General features: G+C 66.2%; 18 protein-coding genes. 14 read left to right on the forward strand and 4 right to left on the reverse strand.

Annotation, left to right across the window (positions count from 1 at the left end):
• Positions 1–55: 55 nt before the first annotated feature.
• The 9 genes from LE190_RS16205 (at position 56) to LE190_RS16245 (ending at position 12,556) form a co-directional block, all read left to right on the forward strand.
• Positions 56–4,975, forward strand: coding sequence for a phage tail length tape measure family protein (locus tag LE190_RS16205; protein ID WP_225239676.1), 4,920 nt, complete (start codon positions 56–58; stop codon positions 4,973–4,975).
• A complete protein-coding gene (locus LE190_RS16210) occupies positions 4,972–6,441 on the forward strand; it encodes a hypothetical protein (RefSeq protein ID WP_225239677.1) in 1,470 nt (489 codons plus the stop codon). The genes LE190_RS16205 and LE190_RS16210 overlap by 4 nt, the downstream gene beginning before the upstream one ends.
• Positions 6,438–8,582: a DUF4998 domain-containing protein gene (locus LE190_RS16215; RefSeq protein WP_225239678.1), complete on the forward strand. Its 2,145-nt coding sequence runs from the start codon at positions 6,438–6,440 to the stop codon at positions 8,580–8,582. Before LE190_RS16210 ends, LE190_RS16215 begins: the two co-directional genes overlap by 4 nt.
• Complete coding sequence (locus LE190_RS16220; RefSeq protein WP_225239679.1) at positions 8,583–9,419, forward strand: hypothetical protein; 837 nt, start codon at positions 8,583–8,585, stop codon at positions 9,417–9,419.
• A gap of 276 nt (positions 9,420–9,695) precedes the next feature.
• The gene (locus tag LE190_RS16225) at positions 9,696–10,472 is read left to right on the forward strand and encodes a hypothetical protein (protein ID WP_225239680.1); all 777 of its coding nucleotides are present in this window, start codon (positions 9,696–9,698) and stop codon (positions 10,470–10,472) included.
• 66 nt (positions 10,473–10,538) lie between these two features.
• Positions 10,539–10,742, forward strand: a complete 204-nt coding sequence (locus LE190_RS16230) for a phage holin family protein (RefSeq protein ID WP_225239681.1) — start codon at positions 10,539–10,541, stop codon at positions 10,740–10,742.
• Positions 10,739–11,215, forward strand: a complete 477-nt coding sequence (locus LE190_RS16235) for a lysozyme (RefSeq protein ID WP_225239682.1) — start codon at positions 10,739–10,741, stop codon at positions 11,213–11,215. The genes LE190_RS16230 and LE190_RS16235 overlap by 4 nt, the downstream gene beginning before the upstream one ends.
• Positions 11,212–11,715 carry a hypothetical protein gene (locus LE190_RS16240; RefSeq protein ID WP_225239683.1) on the forward strand — a complete coding sequence of 168 codons (504 nt, stop codon included), beginning with the start codon at positions 11,212–11,214 and terminating at the stop codon, positions 11,713–11,715. The genes LE190_RS16235 and LE190_RS16240 overlap by 4 nt, the downstream gene beginning before the upstream one ends.
• A gap of 544 nt (positions 11,716–12,259) precedes the next feature.
• Positions 12,260–12,556 carry a hypothetical protein gene (locus LE190_RS16245; RefSeq protein WP_225239684.1) on the forward strand — a complete coding sequence of 99 codons (297 nt, stop codon included), beginning with the start codon at positions 12,260–12,262 and terminating at the stop codon, positions 12,554–12,556.
• 265 nt (positions 12,557–12,821) lie between these two features.
• On the opposite strand, the gene LE190_RS22030 is transcribed toward LE190_RS16245, so the two are convergent.
• Positions 12,822–12,983: a PEP-CTERM sorting domain-containing protein gene (locus LE190_RS22030; RefSeq protein ID WP_225239685.1), complete on the reverse strand. Its 162-nt coding sequence runs from the start codon at positions 12,981–12,983 to the stop codon at positions 12,822–12,824.
• On the reverse strand, positions 12,980–13,486 hold the full coding sequence (locus tag LE190_RS16255) for a hypothetical protein (RefSeq protein ID WP_225239686.1): 507 nt from the start codon (positions 13,484–13,486) through the stop codon (positions 12,980–12,982). Before LE190_RS16255 ends, LE190_RS22030 begins: the two co-directional genes overlap by 4 nt.
• 382 nt (positions 13,487–13,868) lie before the next feature.
• Between LE190_RS16255 and LE190_RS16260 the strand changes: the two genes are divergently transcribed.
• Positions 13,869–14,675, forward strand: coding sequence for a TlpA family protein disulfide reductase (locus LE190_RS16260; RefSeq protein ID WP_225239784.1), 807 nt, complete (start codon positions 13,869–13,871; stop codon positions 14,673–14,675).
• A 299-nt stretch (positions 14,676–14,974) separates the two neighbouring features.
• Here LE190_RS16260 and LE190_RS16265 read toward each other — a convergent pair whose 3' ends face one another.
• Positions 14,975–15,781 carry a TlpA disulfide reductase family protein gene (locus LE190_RS16265; RefSeq protein WP_225239687.1) on the reverse strand — a complete coding sequence of 269 codons (807 nt, stop codon included), beginning with the start codon at positions 15,779–15,781 and terminating at the stop codon, positions 14,975–14,977.
• 144 nt (positions 15,782–15,925) lie between these two features.
• Positions 15,926–16,267: a protein tyrosine phosphatase family protein gene (locus LE190_RS16270; RefSeq protein WP_225239688.1), complete on the reverse strand. Its 342-nt coding sequence runs from the start codon at positions 16,265–16,267 to the stop codon at positions 15,926–15,928.
• Between the two features lie 93 nt (positions 16,268–16,360).
• On the opposite strand from LE190_RS16270, the gene LE190_RS16275 reads away from it, so the two are divergent.
• The 4 genes from LE190_RS16275 to LE190_RS16290 are packed head-to-tail and all read left to right on the forward strand — an operon-like array spanning position 16,361 to position 18,386.
• The gene (locus LE190_RS16275; RefSeq protein ID WP_225239689.1) at positions 16,361–16,693 is read left to right on the forward strand and encodes an ArsR/SmtB family transcription factor; all 333 of its coding nucleotides are present in this window, start codon (positions 16,361–16,363) and stop codon (positions 16,691–16,693) included.
• On the forward strand, positions 16,690–17,121 hold the full coding sequence (locus tag LE190_RS16280; protein ID WP_225239690.1) for a YeeE/YedE family protein: 432 nt from the start codon (positions 16,690–16,692) through the stop codon (positions 17,119–17,121). The genes LE190_RS16275 and LE190_RS16280 overlap by 4 nt, the downstream gene beginning before the upstream one ends.
• A gap of 17 nt (positions 17,122–17,138) precedes the next feature.
• The gene (locus LE190_RS16285; RefSeq protein ID WP_225239691.1) at positions 17,139–17,579 is read left to right on the forward strand and encodes a YeeE/YedE family protein; all 441 of its coding nucleotides are present in this window, start codon (positions 17,139–17,141) and stop codon (positions 17,577–17,579) included.
• A 3-nt stretch (positions 17,580–17,582) separates the two neighbouring features.
• On the forward strand, positions 17,583–18,386 hold the full coding sequence (locus LE190_RS16290; RefSeq protein ID WP_225239692.1) for a sulfite exporter TauE/SafE family protein: 804 nt from the start codon (positions 17,583–17,585) through the stop codon (positions 18,384–18,386).
• Positions 18,387–18,402 lie beyond the last annotated feature (16 nt).

Genomic DNA, 18,402 nt, shown 5'->3' on the forward strand with positions numbered 1-18,402 from the left:
TCCGCCCGGCAAACAAGGCTCGCTTCGGCGGGCCACTTTCATTATTGAGGCAAGCATGTCGGATACGACCAGCACTGCAGAAATCAGGATCGTGGCGGACGCCAGCGGCGTCGAGGCTGGTCTGCAACAGGCCACGACGGCGGCGAACCGTGCCGAGCGCACGCTCACGACCGGCGCAAACAATTCCGCGCGCTCGCAGCAGAACCTCGTCCAGGCCATTCAGCGAACAACCGCGCAGATGGAGTCTGGCGGACGCACTGGCGCGCGCTACTACGAGATCCTCGCCCGCCAGCGCGGCGTCGATCCTGCGGCCCTCGAGCCGTACCTGCGTCAGTTGCGTGCTGTCGAGCAGGCGCAGCAGCGCGCGGGACAGTCGGCAGCGCAGACCACGAACGCGATGCGCCAGCTTCCGGCGCAGCTGACCGACGTGCTAACCAGCCTGCAGGGTGGTAGCTCACCCCTGACGGTGCTGATGCAACAGGGCGGCCAGGTAGTTGACTCGTTCGGCGGCGTTGGTAGCGCAATCCGCAACGTCGGCGCCCGGGTCCTTGGACTGCTCAACCCGATCACTCTCGCGACTGCAGCCGTAGCCGGCCTGGGCTACGCCTATTACGCCGGCAGCAAAGAGGCGCGAGCCTACAACCTGGCGATCGCGCAAACCGGGAACGCAGCCGGCACCTCCGCGGCTCTGATGGCTGAGGCGGCAGCTCAGACCGCCGACTTCATCGGCTCGCAGAGCAACGCCGCCGAAGTGCTCGCCTCGATGGTTGCAACCGGCCAGATCTCGGGCGCTGCCATGGTCGATCTGAGCGTGACGGCCATCAAGGCGCAGCGCGACCTTGGGCGCGAGGTGGGCACGACAGTTGAGGAGTTCGCCTCGCTGGGCAAGGATCCGGTCAAGGCCCTCGCCGACCTGGCCAGTAAGTATCACCACGTCACCGCCGCGACCTATGCCCAGGTGAAGGCCCTGCAAGACGAAGGCCGAACTGTTGAAGCCGTCACCCTGGCTCAGAAGGCGCACGCCGAAGGCATTGAGGGCCAAACCCAGCGCGTGGTGGAGAACCTGGGCTACATCGAAGCGGCCTGGAGGGGCATCAAGAACGGCGTTACCGAAGCGGCAGGCTCCGTCAAGGACTGGTTCCTGAGCATCGGGCGCGAGGATACCCTCGCCGATCTGACGGCCAGCGCAGCAAAAATCCAGCAGAATATCAACGACGCGAATGCGCGAAAGGACACCTGGGGAGCCAGGAAGCAGCAGGTCCTGCTTGATGCTGTCAACGCCGAAATCGCGGCCATGCAGAAGAAGCTCGACCTGTCGCAGAAGCAGGCCGAAGCCGATGCGCGGAGCGCGCGCGCGGAGCAGCTGCGTATCGAAATCACGAACGGCATGGACAAGCTGCTCAGCCGTGAAGAATTACGCACTCGCGCCCTCGCAGCCGCGCGCGTAAAGGCAGCGGAAAACGGCCTGAATGAGGTAGAGACCAAGAACCTCCTGGCGATCACAGCCAAGGAATATGCCGACGTTGAAGAGGCGGCGCAGAAGAAGCGCGAGGCGGCCGCCAAGGCGGCGGCCGAACAGCTGAAGAAGGAAGCCGCCCTGCTGGCCGAGTTGGCCGGCTTGACTCCAGACTTTGCTGAAAACTGGGATAGGCTGGGCAAGGCCTACGCGAAAGGCGCGCTGTCGCTCGAGCAGCTGACGAAGGCGCAGGCCGATCTTCTCGCCAAGCAGCCGGGCATCAAGAAGGCGAACGACGACCAACTCAAGGCCCAAGCAGAGTCGGACAAGCTGTACGAGCAGGGTATTCGCACGGCAACGCAATACCGCGATTCCCTGCTTGAGCAGCTGACTGCCCAGCGTCAGAACAATGAGGTAATCGGCCTGTCTGTTGACGCCGTGGCTGACTTGCAAGCTCAGCGTCTGCTCGATTCCGCCGCCCTGAAAGAAGAAACAGCGGCAGCACTCGATTTCAAGGAGCCAGGCAGCCAAGTTGCACAGCTGTACCGCGAACAGGCTGCAGCGCTGCGCGACCTCGCTGATGCGAAGCGCGAAGGCGCCCGCAAGCAGATCGCAGTGGATTCCGCCAAGAAGGCGGCCGAAGAGTGGAAGCGCGCGGCCGACTCGATCGAGCAGTCGCTGACTGATGCCCTGCTCCGCGGCTTCGAATCGGGCAAGTCGTTTGGGAAAAACCTGATCGACACGCTGAAAAACATGTTCAGCACGCTGGTATTGCGCCCGGTGATCCAGGCGGCAGTGCAGCCGATGTCGAGCCAGATCACAGCCCTCATGCAGGGCGGCGGAAGCGCTGGAAACGGCGTCGGGGGGTTAGGCTCGCTGGCGTCCCTGTTCGGCAATACGTCGATTGGCAAGGGCGCAACAAGTGCACTCGGCGGGGCCGCCACGTACGGTGGTTGGGTCGCGGTTGGCATGGCGATCGCTGACGGCCTGTACAAGAACGGCTTTACCGACCCCAGCACGATCCAGAAAAAGGACATGTTGCACCCGCTGGTCGGCGAATCCCTGCTGTTCAACAAGGTCTTCCAGGCTCTGGGAATGTCGAGCAAGACGGCGAACCTTTTGTCTGGCGCGAGCATCGCCACCGCCCTGTTCGGCCGCAAGAACCCGGAGGTGAAGTCCAGCGACCTGTGGGGCAATCTCACTTCGTCGACTGGCTTCCAGGGCGCGCAGCGCGACCACTGGGAGGCCAAGGGCGGCGTATTCCGCAGCGACAAGGAAGGCACCGCGTACACCCCGGTCACCACCGAGGTCTACGAGTTCCTGTCTGACACCTATGCGGACCTGCGCGCCACGACCAAGGCCTTCGCCGAGGCCTTGGGCGCTGACGCGTCCAGCATCGCGACCCGCACCGACGCCATCAACGTGGCGATCGGTAAGACCGAGGAGGAGACGCAGAAGAACCTGGCGGCCTACTTCGAGGGCCTGGCCGACACCATGGCCAAGGACCTGGTGCCCAGCCTGGTGCATTTCCAGCAGAAGGGCGAAAGCGCCGCGGCCACCCTGCAGCGCCTGGCGACCGACTACGCAGCCGTCGACGCGGTGCTGCAGTCGATCGGCATGACGATGGGCGCTGTTGGCTTGTCCTCGCTGGGTGCGCGCGAGCGGCTCATCGAGGCGGCCGGCGGCGTGGAAGCGTTCGCAGCGAACGCCCAAGGCTTCGCGCAGAACTTCCTCACGGAAGCCGAGCGCCTGGCGCCGGTGCAGAAGTATGTGACTGAGCAGCTGGCCGCGATGGGCCTGGCCAGCGTGGACACCCGCGACGAGTTCAAGTCCGTCGTGCTGGGTCTGGACCTGACCACCGAGGCCGGCGCCAAGCAATACGGCGCCCTGATGCAGCTGCAGGCCGCCTTCGCCCAGGTGTACCCGGTGATCGAGGCTGTCGCGGAGTCGGCTGGCAACGCCGCAGCCAAGCTGGCCGAGGTGAACAAGGGCTACCAGGATCAGATCGACGAGATCCTGCGCGGCCGCATGTCGCCGGACGACCGCCGCGCTGCGGAAATCCAGGGCATGGACGCCTCGACCGTCGCCCTGTACGACCGCCTGGCGGCACTGCGGGCGGAAGTGGCAGCGCTGGATGAGACTGCGGCGCGCGCCCAGGCTGTGGCCGATGAGCGGATCGAGCTGCAGGACCAGCTCGACGCCCTCACGCTCAGCTCCGTCGAACTGCTGGACAAGCAGCGCGCGGCGCTGGACGCAAGCAACCGGTCGCTGTTCGACCAGGTGCAGGCGGCGACCCGCGCCCAGGCGGTGCTGGAAGAGCGCAAGTCGGTGCAAGAGCAGCTGGATTCGCTCACGCTGACCTCGACCCAGCTGCTGGAAAAGCAACGCAACGCTCTGGATGAGAGCAACCGCGCTCTCTTCGACCAGGTGCAGATCGCGCAGAAGGCTGCTGCGGTGCTGGCCGAAAGGACCAGCCTGCAGGGCCGCCTGGACGAGCTGACGCTGTCGCCCGCTCAGCTGCTGGAGAAGCAGCGCGCTGCGGTCAACGAAAGCAACCGCGCGCTATTCGACCAGGTCAATGCAGCCGAAGCCCTCACCGGCGCCCGCACCGCCCTGACGAGCGCCTACCAGGCCGAGTCCGACGCCATCAAGGCCACGACCGACCGCATGGTGAACTTCGCCAAGACGCTGCGCGGCCTGCGTGACAGCACGCTGCTGGGCAACCTGTCGCCGCTCACGCCGATGCAGAAGTATCAGGAAGCGCGCGCGCAGTACGAGCGCACGGTGGCAGCTGCTCGCGGTGGTGATGAGGCAGCTCAGGGCCGGTACGCGGACGCCTACAGAGCTTTCCTGGAAGCGTCGCAGCTGGTCAACGCCAGCGGCGCGCAGTACCAAGCCGACTTCGCCTTTGCCCAGGCCGCGACCGAAGAGGCCGCGAAGTGGGCCGAGATGCAGGTCGATGTCGGCCAGGCCAGCCTGGAAGCGCTGAAGGCCCAGGTTGCCGGGCTTCTGGATGTCCAGGGCGCGGTGCTGACGGTGCGCGATGCGGTGAACAACCTCAGCGCGCTCCTGATCGCTGCAGGCCAGCCGGTTCCGACTGGCGGCCAGGGTAACGCGATCGAGTCGATCTACAAGTCGATGCTGGGTCGCCAGGCTGATCCTGCTGGCATGGAGTTCTGGACCAAGCAGCTGCAGGCCGGTATCTCGATCCGCGACATCACCGAGGCCTTCAAGCGCAGTGACGAGTACCTGATGCAGCAGGCGCCGATCCGGGCGCAGGACTACGGTACCGGCGCCTCAACGGCACTGGTCGCCGAGATCAAGAGCCTGCGTGAGGAAAACGGCTCGATGCGTGCGGAGCTGAAAGGGCTGCGAGACGACCTGCGCAAGCAGACTGGCGACCAGATCCAGGCAGAGGCCGACATCAGTGATCGTTCCACCAACAAGCTGACCGCAGCCCTCACCGATGTGGTGCGGGCTGTTGGACAGCGTGAACCTTCGAGGGTAGCACCTGTATGACCGATGACCAGTTCCTGGCCTGGCTGAAGGACCCCGCTGCGATCGGCGTCGTGCTGATCGAGGCGACCGCCCTGATCGGTGGCGTTGAAACGACGATCCGCATGGCGACCAAGGGGTTCAATACCGGCCCGGGCGACACGCCGCCGAACGCGCACTACCGCCCCATCGCCCGCGTCGGCACGCTCTTCACCGAGCGGCTGTCGCTGGACGGTGACGGCATGCTGTCCGCCGGCGACATCGAGATCGAGAACACGACCGGCGAGCGGGATGCCTGGCTCAGCTACGTCTGGACGAACCGCCCGATCAGGGCATACGTCGGCGACGTGCGCTGGGCCCGGTCGGACTTCCGCCTGATCTTTGACGGCATCGTGGCCGACATCGCGCCGCGCGGCCGTGGGGCCTTGGCCCTGCGCCTGCGCGACAAGCTGCAGCGCCTGAACGCGCCGGTGAGCGAGCAGCAGCTGGGCGGCTCGACACCGAACGCGGGCGAGCTGGTGCCGGTGACGCTCGGCGAGTGCCACAACGTGACGCCGCTGCTGGTCGACCCGGCCACGCTCACGTACCAAGTGCATGGCGGACAGGTCGAGCGCCTGATCGAGGTGCGCGACAACGGCGTGCCGGTGGCGGCCACCGCGAATCTGGCTGCCGGCACTTTCACGCTGGCCAACCAGTCGGCCGGCGCCGTCACCGCTTCTGTGCAGGGTGACAAGGCCGGTGCGTACGCAAACACCGTCGTGCCGTTAGTGCAGCGCCTGGTGACCGGCTACGGCAAGGCCAGCGACCGCTTCACCGCCGACGACCTGGACGCTGCGAGCCTGGCCGCCTTCGGTGCTGCCCATCCGCAGCCGCTGGGCAACCACGCTGCGGAGCGCCTGAACGTGCTGGAGGCGTGCCGCCAGCTCGCCAGCAGCGTCGGCGCCCAGCTCTCGATGTCGCGCTTGGGCAAACTGCGCCTGCTGAAGATCGCGTTGCCGCCGGCGGGCGTGCCGTTCGCCGTCCGCCCTGAGCACATGGTCGACCGCACCCTGCAGCCGATCAGCCGCACCGATGTGGTCGGAGCTGTGAAGCTCGGCTACTGCCGCAACTGGACGGTGCAGGAAGGGCTGGTGACGAACATCCCGACCGAGCACCGCGACCTGTACGCCACCGAGTGGCTGAGCGTGACGAAGAGCGACGCGGCGGTGCAGAGCGCCTACCGCCTGAGCGGCGAGCCAGTACAGCAGGACACGATGCTACTGCGCAAGGTCGATGCTGAGGCCGAGGCGCAGCGCCGCCTGAATCTCTGGAAAACGCCGCGCACCGTCTACGAGTTCGAGGGCTTTCCCGAACTGCTGCAGCTTGAGCTGGGCCAGGCCATCACCGTCTACAGCCCGCGCTTCGGCATGGAGGCCGGCGTGACCGGCCAGGTCGTCGCCCTGGCTCCCGACTGGTTGACCCGCCGTGTGAAAGTGGAATTCATCGTATGAGCGACATCGTAAATGACCGAGACGTGCTGCTGCAGGCCGCTGGCCAGCGCACCACGCCCGCCACCGACCGCGCGCTGCTGCTGGCCGCGTCGGCCAACCTGGTCAAGGTGCCGTCGTCCGGCTCGCCCTCGCCGGCGACGATCACGCTGGTGGCGACCCTGCTGAACATGAGCGGGAGCACGACCTTCACCACGTCGCCGGTGACGCCCTTGAGCGTGAGCGGCAACACCGCTACCCTGGCCGCCGCCGACATCGCCGGGCAGACGGTCGAGGTGACCGCTTCGATCACGAAGGACGGCATCACCTACACGGCAAAGCAAACGGTCGCGCGGGTGGCTGACGGCGCTTTCAAAGGCCTTGTCCTGGCTGCCAGCTCGCAAGTGTTCCAGGTCAACAAGTCCAATGTCCCGTCCCCCAGCAGCATTACGCTGACGGCGACCGCAAACGGGCTGACCGGCACGCCGAACTGGACGACCCCGCCCGGGGCCGCCACCTTGTCCGCCGGCGCGGACGCTTGGCAGAAGGTGCTGAACTTCGCGAACATGAGCGCCGACACTGTGCGCGTGCGCGTGGAGCAGGACGGCCTCTTTGACGAGGTCACCATCGCCAAGCTGCGTGAAGGCCTGGACGGCCGCTCCGCGATCAACTTCCTGCTATCGAACGAGGCGCACACGGTTCCGGCGGACACGGCCGGTAATGTCCTGTCGCTGGTCGGGGCGTCGACCGAGATGACCGTGTACGAAGGCATCAACGACCTGTCCGCATCGTGGTCGTATTCGGCATCGCCGGCGTCGAGCGGGACTGGCGTCCAGTACACGCTGTCCGGGCGCACGCTGACTGTGCAGGGCATTGCCCCCGGCGTCGACAGCGCGGTCATCACGATCACCGCGTCACGTGTCGGCTATTCCTCGATCCAGAAGCTGTTCTCGCTGTCGAAGTCCAAGACCGGCTCGCAAGGGGCGCAAGGCCCCCAAGGGCCGCAGGGGCCGCAAGGCCCACAGGGGCCGCAGGGATCAGCAGGCGCGACTGGCCGGCGCGGCACGATCGCCGTTGCGGTGAGCGGCTATGCAGGCTTCAAGAACAGCAACGGCACCGCCATGGCCACCAGCACGGCCAACAGCATCTTCACGGCGGCAACTGGCTTCCAGCCGATCGACCGCGACCGCATGACGCTGCACAACGGCGTGACATCGGAGGAGCGCTTTTTCGACACCTACGACGGCTGGCTGACCATGGCCGCCTACGTCAACGGCAACATGCTGGTTGACGGCACGCTGTCGGCGGACAAAATCCGTTTTGGCGTGCTGGATGGCGTGGTCGTGCGCTTCGGGACGGGCTACAGCCCAAGCGGAAAGGCTTTCGAGATCCAGGCCAATGGTGTGGTGTGGGCGGATAACCTCTTTTGCAGGATCGGCAACTTCGACAACCTGGGCTATGCCGGCTCCGCTTTGCAGGCGTCCGGCACGGTAGCGGGTCAATCTGCCATCGTTGGTTTCGTCCCCGCCGGTAACACGTCCAATTCGTCGCATGGCATCGTCGGCAGGAACAACCGCACCGGCGCGTCCGGCTACATCGGCGGCGGGAATTCGTATGACTTTTACGCCGACGGGACCGGGACCAACTACGGTCCGTTCACCGGCGCCCACGATGGCCTGGTGCCGAACGATGCCGACGTGCAGCTGGGCGACCTGGTCGTCGACGTGGCGTGCGTGGCCGAGCGCGGCTACAGCAACACCCTGTTCACGATGGAGCGCAGCAGCGCGCCATACCAGCGAGGCGTGCGCGGTCCAGTGGCCGGCATCATGGGCCCGCTGGCCGACCACGCGCCGGCGGCAATGGTGGACGCTCGCACGCCAGAGATGGATCTGATGTGCGGCTCCTACTACGAGCTGGCCGGCACGCACACTTTGGTCGCCGTCAACTCCGTCGGCGAAGGCCAGATCAAGGTCTGCGGCGAAGGCGGTCCAATCGGCGCCGACGATCTGCTGGTGACGTCGAGCATCCCGGGCGTAGCCATGCGACAGAACGACGACCTGGTGCGCGGCTACACAGTGGCGAAGGCTCGCGTGGCCGCCGGCGGGGTCATCGACCTGGCGGCGGACGAGGTGGCCGTCATTCCTTGCATTTACCTGGGAGGCTAGATGCCCAACCTTCGCATCATTTCGGACAACGCCATAGACCGCGCCACGCTGACGGCATCGAGCCAGGCCAGCGCGGACATGGCCGTGTCTAACCTGCGCACTGACATCAAGACGCACGTGTGGCGCAGCACCGGCGCGACCGCCACGCTCACCGCGACCTGGTCTGCGCTGGAGACCATCGGCGGCGTGGTCCTGCCGTTCTGCAACCTGACGCCGCTGGCGACGATCCGCGTGCGCGGCTACAGCGCCGTGGGCGACGCCGTACCGCTGTTCGATACCGGCGCCGTGGACGCCTGCCCCGGTCCGGTGTTGGGCCTGTGGGGATGGGGCGCCGCGCCGCTCGGGTCCAACGCTTTCGCGTACGGCGGCGGCACGTACGGCCGCGTGTGGGTTCCGGTACCGGGCGCCGTCCGAAAGCTGGTCATCGACATCAGCGACCCGACGAACTCGGCCGGCTACATCGAGGCCGCGCGCCTGGTCTGCGGTGCGTACTGGGAGCCACAGTACAACGCCAGCTACGGCGCGCCGCTCACCATGGCTGACGGCACCACGCTGGTGGAAACCGCCGCCGGCGACCTGATGCCGGACATCGGCACGCGCCGCCGGGTGCAGAGCATCGACCTGTCGCTGATGCCGGCGCATGACCGGGCCGCCCTCTGGGACATCGTCAACCGAAACGGACTGGCCAAGCCGATGTTGTTCAGCCTGTATCCGAACGGCGCCGACGCCAGGCTGGAGCAGGCGCACCAGCTGTACTGCCGCCTGGATGAGCCGGCCACCGTCAGCACGCCGCATTTCCAGCACTACGCCACCACCATCAAATTCAAGGAAATCTAGATGTCAAGCCGTTTTCAATTTGGCATGCCGCCCGTCCAGGCCATCGCAGAACTTAACAAGCTTTCCGACGACATCGAGCAAGCCGTTGTGGGCGCTGGCAATGCAGCATCAGTTATTGCATTTACGCCGACAGGCAATATCCAGTCCACGAACGTGCAGGCGGCGCTAGCCGAACTGGATACGGAAAAGGCACGCATCGATACCAGCGGCAATTTACTGGTGGGTGTGACAAGCGGGACCTGCCATACGTTACGGAAACCCGTTGTTGAGGGCAGCATGGTCGCGGCGATCGACAACAATACCGGTGGTTCCTATTTCTACGGGGCGCAGGGGGTCGGGGTCAACACGGCAGGAACTGCGGTTCTTCTCTACAAGAACACCACGACTGGGCGCTCGATCAATGCCGCCGGCACCCTCAACGCGACAGGTGCCGACTATGCCGAGTATATGACCAAGGCGCCAGGCTGCGGCACGCTGGCCAAGGGCCAGATTGTCGGCGTGGATGCGGACGGTCTGCTGGTGGATACCTGGGCCGATGCCGTCAGCTTCCTCATCAAGTCGACCGACCCGTCTTACGTGGGCGGCGACACCTGGGGCAGCGAGGAAGCGCTGGGCCGCGCGCGCCAGGTCGAACCCGTCTTCGTCCCGCCAGAGTATGCCGGTGCTGCTCACCCGGGCGAGGATGCCGACGAGGCCGCGCTGGCCGTGTACGAAGCCGACCAGGCCGCCCATGCGCAGCTGGTGGCCGCCGCGCGCGCCACCTTCGACACCATCACCATGCCAGGCTACCAGGCAGAGATGGCCGACTTCGAAGCGCTGCTCGAGCAGGCTCGCCAGCGCGTCGACCGCATCGCTTACTGCGGCCAGGTGCCGGTGAACGTGCTGGGCGCGGCGCCGGGCCAGTACGTGGTGCCAGTGCAGGACGGGGACGGCATCGGTGCGCAGCTGGTGGACGACGATGCGATCACGTTCGCGCAGTACCGCCGCGCCGTCGGCGTCGTGCAGAACCTGCTGCCCGATGGCCGGGCGAACGTGAGGGTGAAGCCCGTCTAAGCAGCCCTACCTCTCGATCCAGCCCGCAGAAGCGGGCTTTTTTTCGACCTTCCGAAAGTATCCTCCATGAGCAAACTGAGCGCGCCCGAGCTGGGCAGCTACGCCGGCGGCGCCACTGCCATCGGCGCATCCCTGACGCTGACCGAGATCGGCGTCATCGTCGGCATCATCACCGCCCTGCTGACATTCGCCATCAACGCGATCTACACGTACCGCAGGGACCGCCGCGAGCAGCGCGAGACCGACGCGCGGCTTGGAGTCGGTAAATGAACCGGCGCGCCGCAGGGCTGGCGGGTATCGTCGGCGCCGTTGTCGCCGCAACGCTGCTCGCGTTCACGCCAGCATGGGAAGGCACGAAGCTGACCACCTACCGCGACCTGGGCGGCGTGCTGACCTACTGTACTGGCGCCACCGAGAATGCGGCCTGGGGGCGGACGTACACGCAGGAGCAGTGCCGCGCCCAGCTCGACCGCGACCTCGAGCGGCACGCGGCCGGGATTGCCAGCTGCATCCCAATGGACCGCCTGACGGACGGCCAGCGCGTGGCTTTCGTCGATGCGGCCTACAACATCGGCGTCTCGGCCTTCTGCGGATCCAGCATGGCACGCCGGGCACGGGCTGGCGACATGCGCGGCGCGTGCGATGCACTGCTGATGTGGGACAAGGTGGATGGTCGGCAGGTGCGCGGCCTGACGCGTCGACGCCAGGCTGAGCGCGAACTGTGCCTGCGGGGGCTAGCATGACAGCGCTCCACCGACTGCTGTGCACCGTTCTGGCGGTGATCCTGCTGATCATCGGCGCCGGGCTCGGCCTGCGCCACTACAGCGCCGCCCGGTACCGGGCCGGCTACGACGCCGCCGTTGCTCTCGGCCGGGAGCAGCGCGACCACGAAGCAGCACTGGCGCGCGAGCGCGAGACCGCCCTGCGCGACCAGCTGCGCACCAAGGACGAACAAGCCCATCGAAAGGAACAGGAATATGCAACGAACCTTGAAGCTGCTCAGCGCCGCGTGCGTGCTGGCACTGACCGCCTGCGCTGCCCCGCAAGGCCAGTACCAGCCGGCGCCCCGGCCGGTAATCGACCCGCTGCCTCCGGACCTGCAGCTGACGGAGAAGGACCGGCAATTGTGCCGGAGGTGGCTGCAGAGATTCTCGGCGACGCAGCAGACGTTGGACGAATCTTGCGGAACTACCAGCGCGTCGTCGAGCGGTTCGAGGCCTGCAGGGCGGTGAACGCCAAGTAGCGGCGCCGCTCGGTCGGCCTCAGCAGCACGCGGCGCGCCAACTCGATGGGCACGCCGACATCGAATAGCGCCCGAGCGGCGGCGGCAATGCCGTGCGACTCGACCAAGTTTAGCGCGAGATCAATATATACGGCGGTCAGGCGGTCAGGTCGATTGTTCATTCAGCAAGAATGGCAGGCCGCCAGCGCTCGGGTTTGATCTAGCTCAACAGTCCACATTGTCCTTGTCGGTGGCGGCGAGCTTGATTCGGTCGATATGGCAGTCGCCTAGGCAGTCTGAAGCTGGCCGGAAGGTGAACTCTTCTGATCCCCGTAATCTCGCCGCCGTTGACCGACCCGAAGGAGTATCCGGCGAGCGTCTACGATCGGCATGCCCAACCGGAACAGCTCCGCGGCGCCGGCAGCAATGCCTGACGAGTCCGCAAGTCTAATTGCCATGTCTACATGAAGGGCGGTCAAACTATCGGTTCTGATGCGCATGTAAGTACAGTAGCATGCTTAGGCTGTCCGGAATTGGAAAATCGACTAAATGCTACACTCGGCGCATGTTCGGAAAAGTGAAACGCCTGCGCAACGCGGGCAAGCGCCTCTCGGACCTCGATATCGGCCGGTCGGACTTCGTCCAGGGCGAGGTGCGCGTCTATGGCATGGCCGGTGTGATCATGGCCAGTGTCACCAACGCGGATAGCCAGGTGGGCGCGTCGCTGCTGCCGGACCTCTACCACGCACGCCTGATCACGATGCATGGCCACGGCATGCTGCTGTACGGCGAGGAAAGGCCGCAGGGCGATGCGGGGCCGAGCTACGTTCAGGAGTGGTCGGTGATGGTTGAACGCCCCTGAAAACGTTGGAAGATGCCGAAATAGACCCGCCATTTATGCGGGTTTCAGCGGCCCTAGTATTCCAACGAATTCATCATGAATCCCCACAAAATCAATTGCTTAGCCAGTTTTGCGCACCGGATTGTGATTCCTGTTGTCGTGGGTTCGAGTCCCATCAGCCACCCCAAGAATTCAAGCAAAAAGCCCAGTCTTCGGACTGGGCTTTTTGCTTTTTGCTGTGCCTGCATTGTCCTGCCTGTAGCGCGAAGCGACCAGCGCCAGGCGCTCAGCGAACCGCTTTCCTCCTATTGCGGCGACGCGAGAGCGCTGCCCCAAGCACGCCAAGGCCAATCAGTGCGATCGACGCCGGCTCGGGAATCTGCCGGATCTGCCCGGTCGCACCGAAGCAGGGCCTGCCCTCCTCGCTCGCCCACCCGCAGCCTTTCATGCCCGCATCGCTTTCAGCCTCGTAGATGGTGAATTCGGCCCACCCATGAAGCCCGTCGACATGCCGAACTGGCTATTGTAGTTGTGGGCATAGATGCCACCTGTCAGGTGCCGGCCCGGGCCGAAACGGATGTCCATGTCCAGGATGAGCGGACCGGGGTCGGTAATGCCCTTGCGTGGCTTCCATGTGATTTCGCCTTCCGTGCCGGTGCCGTAATAGAAACTGAGCAGGCCGGATTGCGGAAACACCGTGTCCCGGAAAGCGTTGTCGTCCACATCGATGCGCATCTGGAAGGTGCCGGATCGCACAACTGCCCTGTCGAACTCAAGCAGCAGTGAAATGCCTCGCGGCGCAATGTCATTTGTCGCGTGCCACTTGTACCAGACGCCGGCAGTGGCGAGCGGCGAAGCGCTCAACAACATAGCGCAGGCCAAGGTCGATAAGCATTTCATGGTTTCCCCGTATTGTTGTGCTGGGCATACCTGATGCAAAACTGATGCCATGGAAATTTTCTTTTCGTAAGGCCTTGAATCCACGGCGACTATTCCTGTCGCATAAGCTTGTCGTAACCTGCGTGTAAATATTGCCGACGAGTTTTATCCTTGCGGACTATCCGTCATCTGCCGGCATCAGGTAGCTGTAGATGCTGGACAAGGGTTCGAACAGCTGGCACAAGATCATGCCTTGTCTCCTCCGGGGCGCAGGCATGCGCCCCCCTTTCGCACGCAGTATAGGGGGCCGCCGCGAAGCCGGGCGCGCGCCATCGCCTTCGTCCCGGACGCTAACGCGCCGTTCATCCTGTGCCCGTATGATGCGTCCCGGAGGCCATGCGGATGTTGCGGCCATGGACGACTGTAATGCAGCTTGAGCGTGAGGAGCGGCTTGGTGGATGCGTTGGACTGGAGTGGATGGGCAGCACCGGCGCTCGCATTGTGCGCCCTTGCCATGGTCAGCTGGTGGTACCAGCACAGCCGCGGCTGGCGTAGCTGGCCAGTGATTTGGAAGACGGTCCTCGGCAGCCTGGTAGCGGCGCGCATCACCTTCGTGCTGCAGAACGCAGGGGACTACCTGGCCGCGCCGCTGTCGATCGCGGACCTCGGCGACGGCGGATTCTCGGACGCCGCCGGCATCCTGACCGCGCTGGCCCTGGGCTTGCACCTGACTGCGCGCAGCGGCACGCCGCGCCGCCCGGTCCTGGCCGCCTTCCTGGCCGGCGCCGTAGCCTGGACAGGCGGCGCCATTGCCACCGCCAGCCTCGGACCACGCAGTACGCCGCTACCGCTGGTGGCACTGAAACGCCTGGACGGCACACCGGTGCGCTTGCATGACCTCGCCGGCAAGCCGATGGTCGTGAACCTGTGGGCGACGTGGTGCCCGCCCTGCCGGCGCGAGATGCCTGCGCTGGAAGAGGCCCAGCGGCGCTACCCCGGCATCCGCTTCTTGTTCATCAACCAGGGGGAAGACGCGGCAACGATCCAGGCCTTCATGGCGCAGCAACAACTGGGAATGGCGAACGTGTTCACCGATCGGGCGCGGCAGGCGGGCCGCCGCACTGGATCGTTTGCGATGCCGACCACGCTGTTCTACGACAAGGACGGACGCCTGGTCCTGCGTCATATGGGGGAACTCGACCGCGACGGGCTGGACCGCCGGCTGGAGAAGCTCATGACAGGAAGCGCGGGCCAGCGCTGACCACGGCCCGCAGGCCCTTCACCCCCGTCCGCTGCGCCGGGCCTGCCGCCGTCAGCGCCTGGCGCCGCGCACTCCGACATCGCCACGCCAGGACCACTGTGAGCAGCACAAGGACAATGGCCATGCACACGGCCATCTCGCTACGTCGTCTCTTCCCCTCCTTGCAATCCTTACGCTGACGCTCTCTGAACTGCAGTAAAAAATGGTGCTGGTCGGATCCGGGAAGCCCCGTGCGCGGCTTCGGTCTCGCGCGCCGACGAAAGGAAACTGTTTCCTAAAAATTTCCCGGTCGCTCAGATTCATTGCCTGGCGCGCAGCGCGCCCAGGTGTTCGGCCAGCGTCGCCGACGAAAGCTCGCCCATCCGCTTGCCGACCAGCATGCCTTGCGCATCGAAGAACAGCGTGGTCGGCAGGCCGGGAGCGCTCGCCGCCGTGGCCAGCGCGCCGCCAGGGTCGAGTACGACATTGCGCAGCGGCAGGCGTTCGGATTGCAGGTAGGCCCGCACCGCCGCCGCGTCCTCGCCCTGGTTGACGAACACGAAGTGCAGGTCGGCGGCGCCCTGTTGCGCCTTGCCCAGCGCCGGCATTTCGCGCCTGCAGGGCGGACACCAGCTGGCCCACAGGTTGAGCACCACGGGCTTGCCGGCAAACGCCGGGAGCGATACGGTGCGCCCGTCAAGGTCGGTCAGCGTCACCCTGGGCAGGGACAGGCGCGTATCGGCCATGCGCAGCAGTCCATTGCCCGCTACCCAGATGCACAGGCTCGCACAGAGGGCGCCGGCGATCGCCCTGCGCTGCGCCCTCCTGCGCCAGGCCAGGAGCCCGCCGATGACGGCCGCCGCCACCCATCCGGCCATGGCGTCCATCCCGCCGTCGCGCAGGTCGGGCAGGCGCCAGGGTTCTTCCGCATATTCCGCCCAGTAGCGCGCCACGAAGGCGATGCGCCCCACCAGCACCGCGCCGGCGATCACCAGCCAGAGCGTGCCGTCGGCGTTCACGACGCGTGTGCCGGCCACCCGCCTGCCGGCGGCGGAACCGAGGATGATCGCGAGGAAGGCCAGCAGCAGCTGTGCCGGCAGGGTGAATGGGCCGAGGGTGATGGTCATGCTGCCGTCCTTTCTGAACTTGCCGGCCGCGCGGCCGTGAACCGGAACGTGCGGCTGCGCTTGGCGCATGCTGCCATGCTAATCCTTCATCCTGCTCGAGGTGCTGCTCAACAGCGACCAGTAGCCGTCCTGGCCTGAGCGGGTCTAGCTCCGGGCGCGGCCCTGGGTATCGGTCCACAGGGTCTCGGCGCGCAGGCCAGTTCGGCAAAAGCCAAGCATCGGCTTCGGCGCCGCCGCATACAGCGCGGCAAAGGCATCGCGGTCGGCCGGCGTGATCCGGCCCGGCACGACCGGGAGATGCAGGGCCTGCATGCCATGCCTGTTGGCTTCGGCGGCGATCTCCGCGAACGCGGGCTGGTCGCCCCCTTCCCCGTCCGGCCGGTTGCATACCAGCGTGGCGAAACCTTGCGCCTTCAACCAGCCGACGTCTGCCGGCGTGATCTGCGGCCCTACCGCGTAATCCTTGCTGAGATAACGGATGTTCATGCTGTGCTCCTGGATCGGTCGAAAGGAACATTATATTGAAAAATATACTGTGTGTCGATATAATGTATCGCAGTAGATTAACTGAGGTATGCCATGCCAGACACACAAGCACTCAATTTGCACGAGATGCGTTCCGCCGCGTCGCAGGCTTGCGCGCTGTTAAAAGTATTGGGAAATCCCGACCGGCTCATGCTGCTGTGCCAGCTGACGCAGGGCGAATACTGCGTCAGCGACTTGGAGACCCTGCTCGGCATCACCCAGCCGACGCTGTCCCAGCAGCTCGGCGTGCTGCGCGAGGAAAAGCTGGTCAGCACGCGCCGCGAAGGCAAGCAAATCTTCTACCGGATCGACAGCAGCGAAGCGCTGGCGGTCATGCACGTCTTGTACCAGCAGTTCTGCCTACCCATCGAAGGAGTCGCAGCGTGAATATCGACTGGACCCACTTCACTCCCTGGAGCTCGCTCGCGGGCGGCTTGACCATCGGCGCGGCCGCCGCCGCCTTCGTGCTGCTCAACGGCCGTATCGCCGGCATCAGCGGCATCGTTGGCGGCCTGCTGCGTCCGAGCCGCGGCGACATCGGCTGGCGCGTGGCCTTCCTGCTCGGCCTCATCGGCGCCCCGCTCGCCTATGCAGTGTTCGCCTCCCTTCCCGAGGTCACGGTGGACGCCGGCACGCCGACCTTGGCCGCCGCCGGATTGCTGGTTGGCCTCGGCACCCGCTACGGCGCCGGCTGCACCAGCGGACACGGGGTCTGCGGCCTGTCGCGGCTTTCACCCCGCTCGCTGGCGGCAACCATCGCCTTCATGCTGGCCGGCTTCGCCACCGTGTTCGCGATGCGCCACCTGTTCGCGTGATCGACAAGGAGATTGAAATGAACATTCTGATTGCAGGAATCGTCGGGCTGGTGTTCGGCATCGGGCTGGTCGTGTCCGGCATGACCGATCCCGCCAAGGTCACCGGCTTTCTCGACCTGGCCGGCAACTGGGACCCCTCGCTCGCCTTCGTCATGGGCGGGGCGATCCTGGTCGGACTGGTCGCATTCCGCTTTGCCGGCCAGCGCGAACGCTCGCTGCTCGGCGAAGCGATGCGCCTGCCCACCGCCACCCTGATCGACCGCCGCCTGGTACTCGGCTCGCTGGTCTTCGGCGTCGGCTGGGGCCTGGCGGGCTACTGCCCTGGTCCGGCCCTGGCCTCGCTGGCGACCGGCGGCGCCAGGCCGTGGATCTTCGCGCTGGCCATGCTGGCGGGGATGGCCCTGTTCGAACTGTTCGAGCGCGCCAGGACGCGCGGCATCCACGCCGCGAAGGCCTGAACCATGGATGCGTTGCCGCCGGCCGCCGTGCTCGGCCTCGTCGTTGGCCTGATCCTGGCGCTGACCGGCGCCGGCGGCGGCATCCTGGCCGTGCCCCTGCTGGTGTTCGGTGCCGGCATGGATGTCGCCAAGGCCGGGCCGATCGGCCTGCTGGCGGTCGGCATGGCGGCCGCGCTGGGCGCGCTGCTGGGCCTGCGCGACGGGCTGGTGCGCTACCGCGCCGCGCTGCTGGTCGCGGCGGCCGGCATGCTGCTGTCGCCCGCCGGGCTGTGGGCGGCGCGCCAGGTCGACGGACGCTGGCTGGGCGTGCTGTTCGCCATGACCCTGCTCTACGTGGCGGCCAGGACCTGGCGCCAGGCAGGCGGCGCGGTGACGGCGCAGGCGAGCGGCAAACGGGTGTGCGTGCGCGGCGGACAGACCGGCCGCTTCGTCTGGACCCGGCCATGCATGCGCGCGCTCGGCCTGTCGGGCGCGCTTGCCGGCTTCCTGTCCGGCTTGCTGGGCGTGGGCGGCGGCTTCGTGATGGTGCCGGCCCTGCAGCGCCTGACCGACCTGACGATGAAGTCGGCGGTGGCCACCTCCCTTGCCGTCATCGCCGTCATTTCGGCGGCCGGGGTCGCCACCTCGGCGGCGCAGGGCGGCATCGACTGGGCCACGGCGGCGCCGTTCGCGGCCGGCGCCCTGGCCGGGATGCTGGGCGGCCGCTCGCTGGCAGCCAGAGTCGCCGGGCCCGCGCTGCAACGTGCTTTCGCCCTCGTGTCGGCCCTGGTGGCGCTGGGCATGGTGGCGAAGGCGCTGCTTTCTTGATCGCATTCCCTCGTAT

This window comes from Massilia hydrophila (assembly GCF_020208145.1).
Taxonomy (GTDB): Bacteria; Pseudomonadota; Gammaproteobacteria; order Burkholderiales; family Burkholderiaceae_D; genus Telluria; species Telluria hydrophila.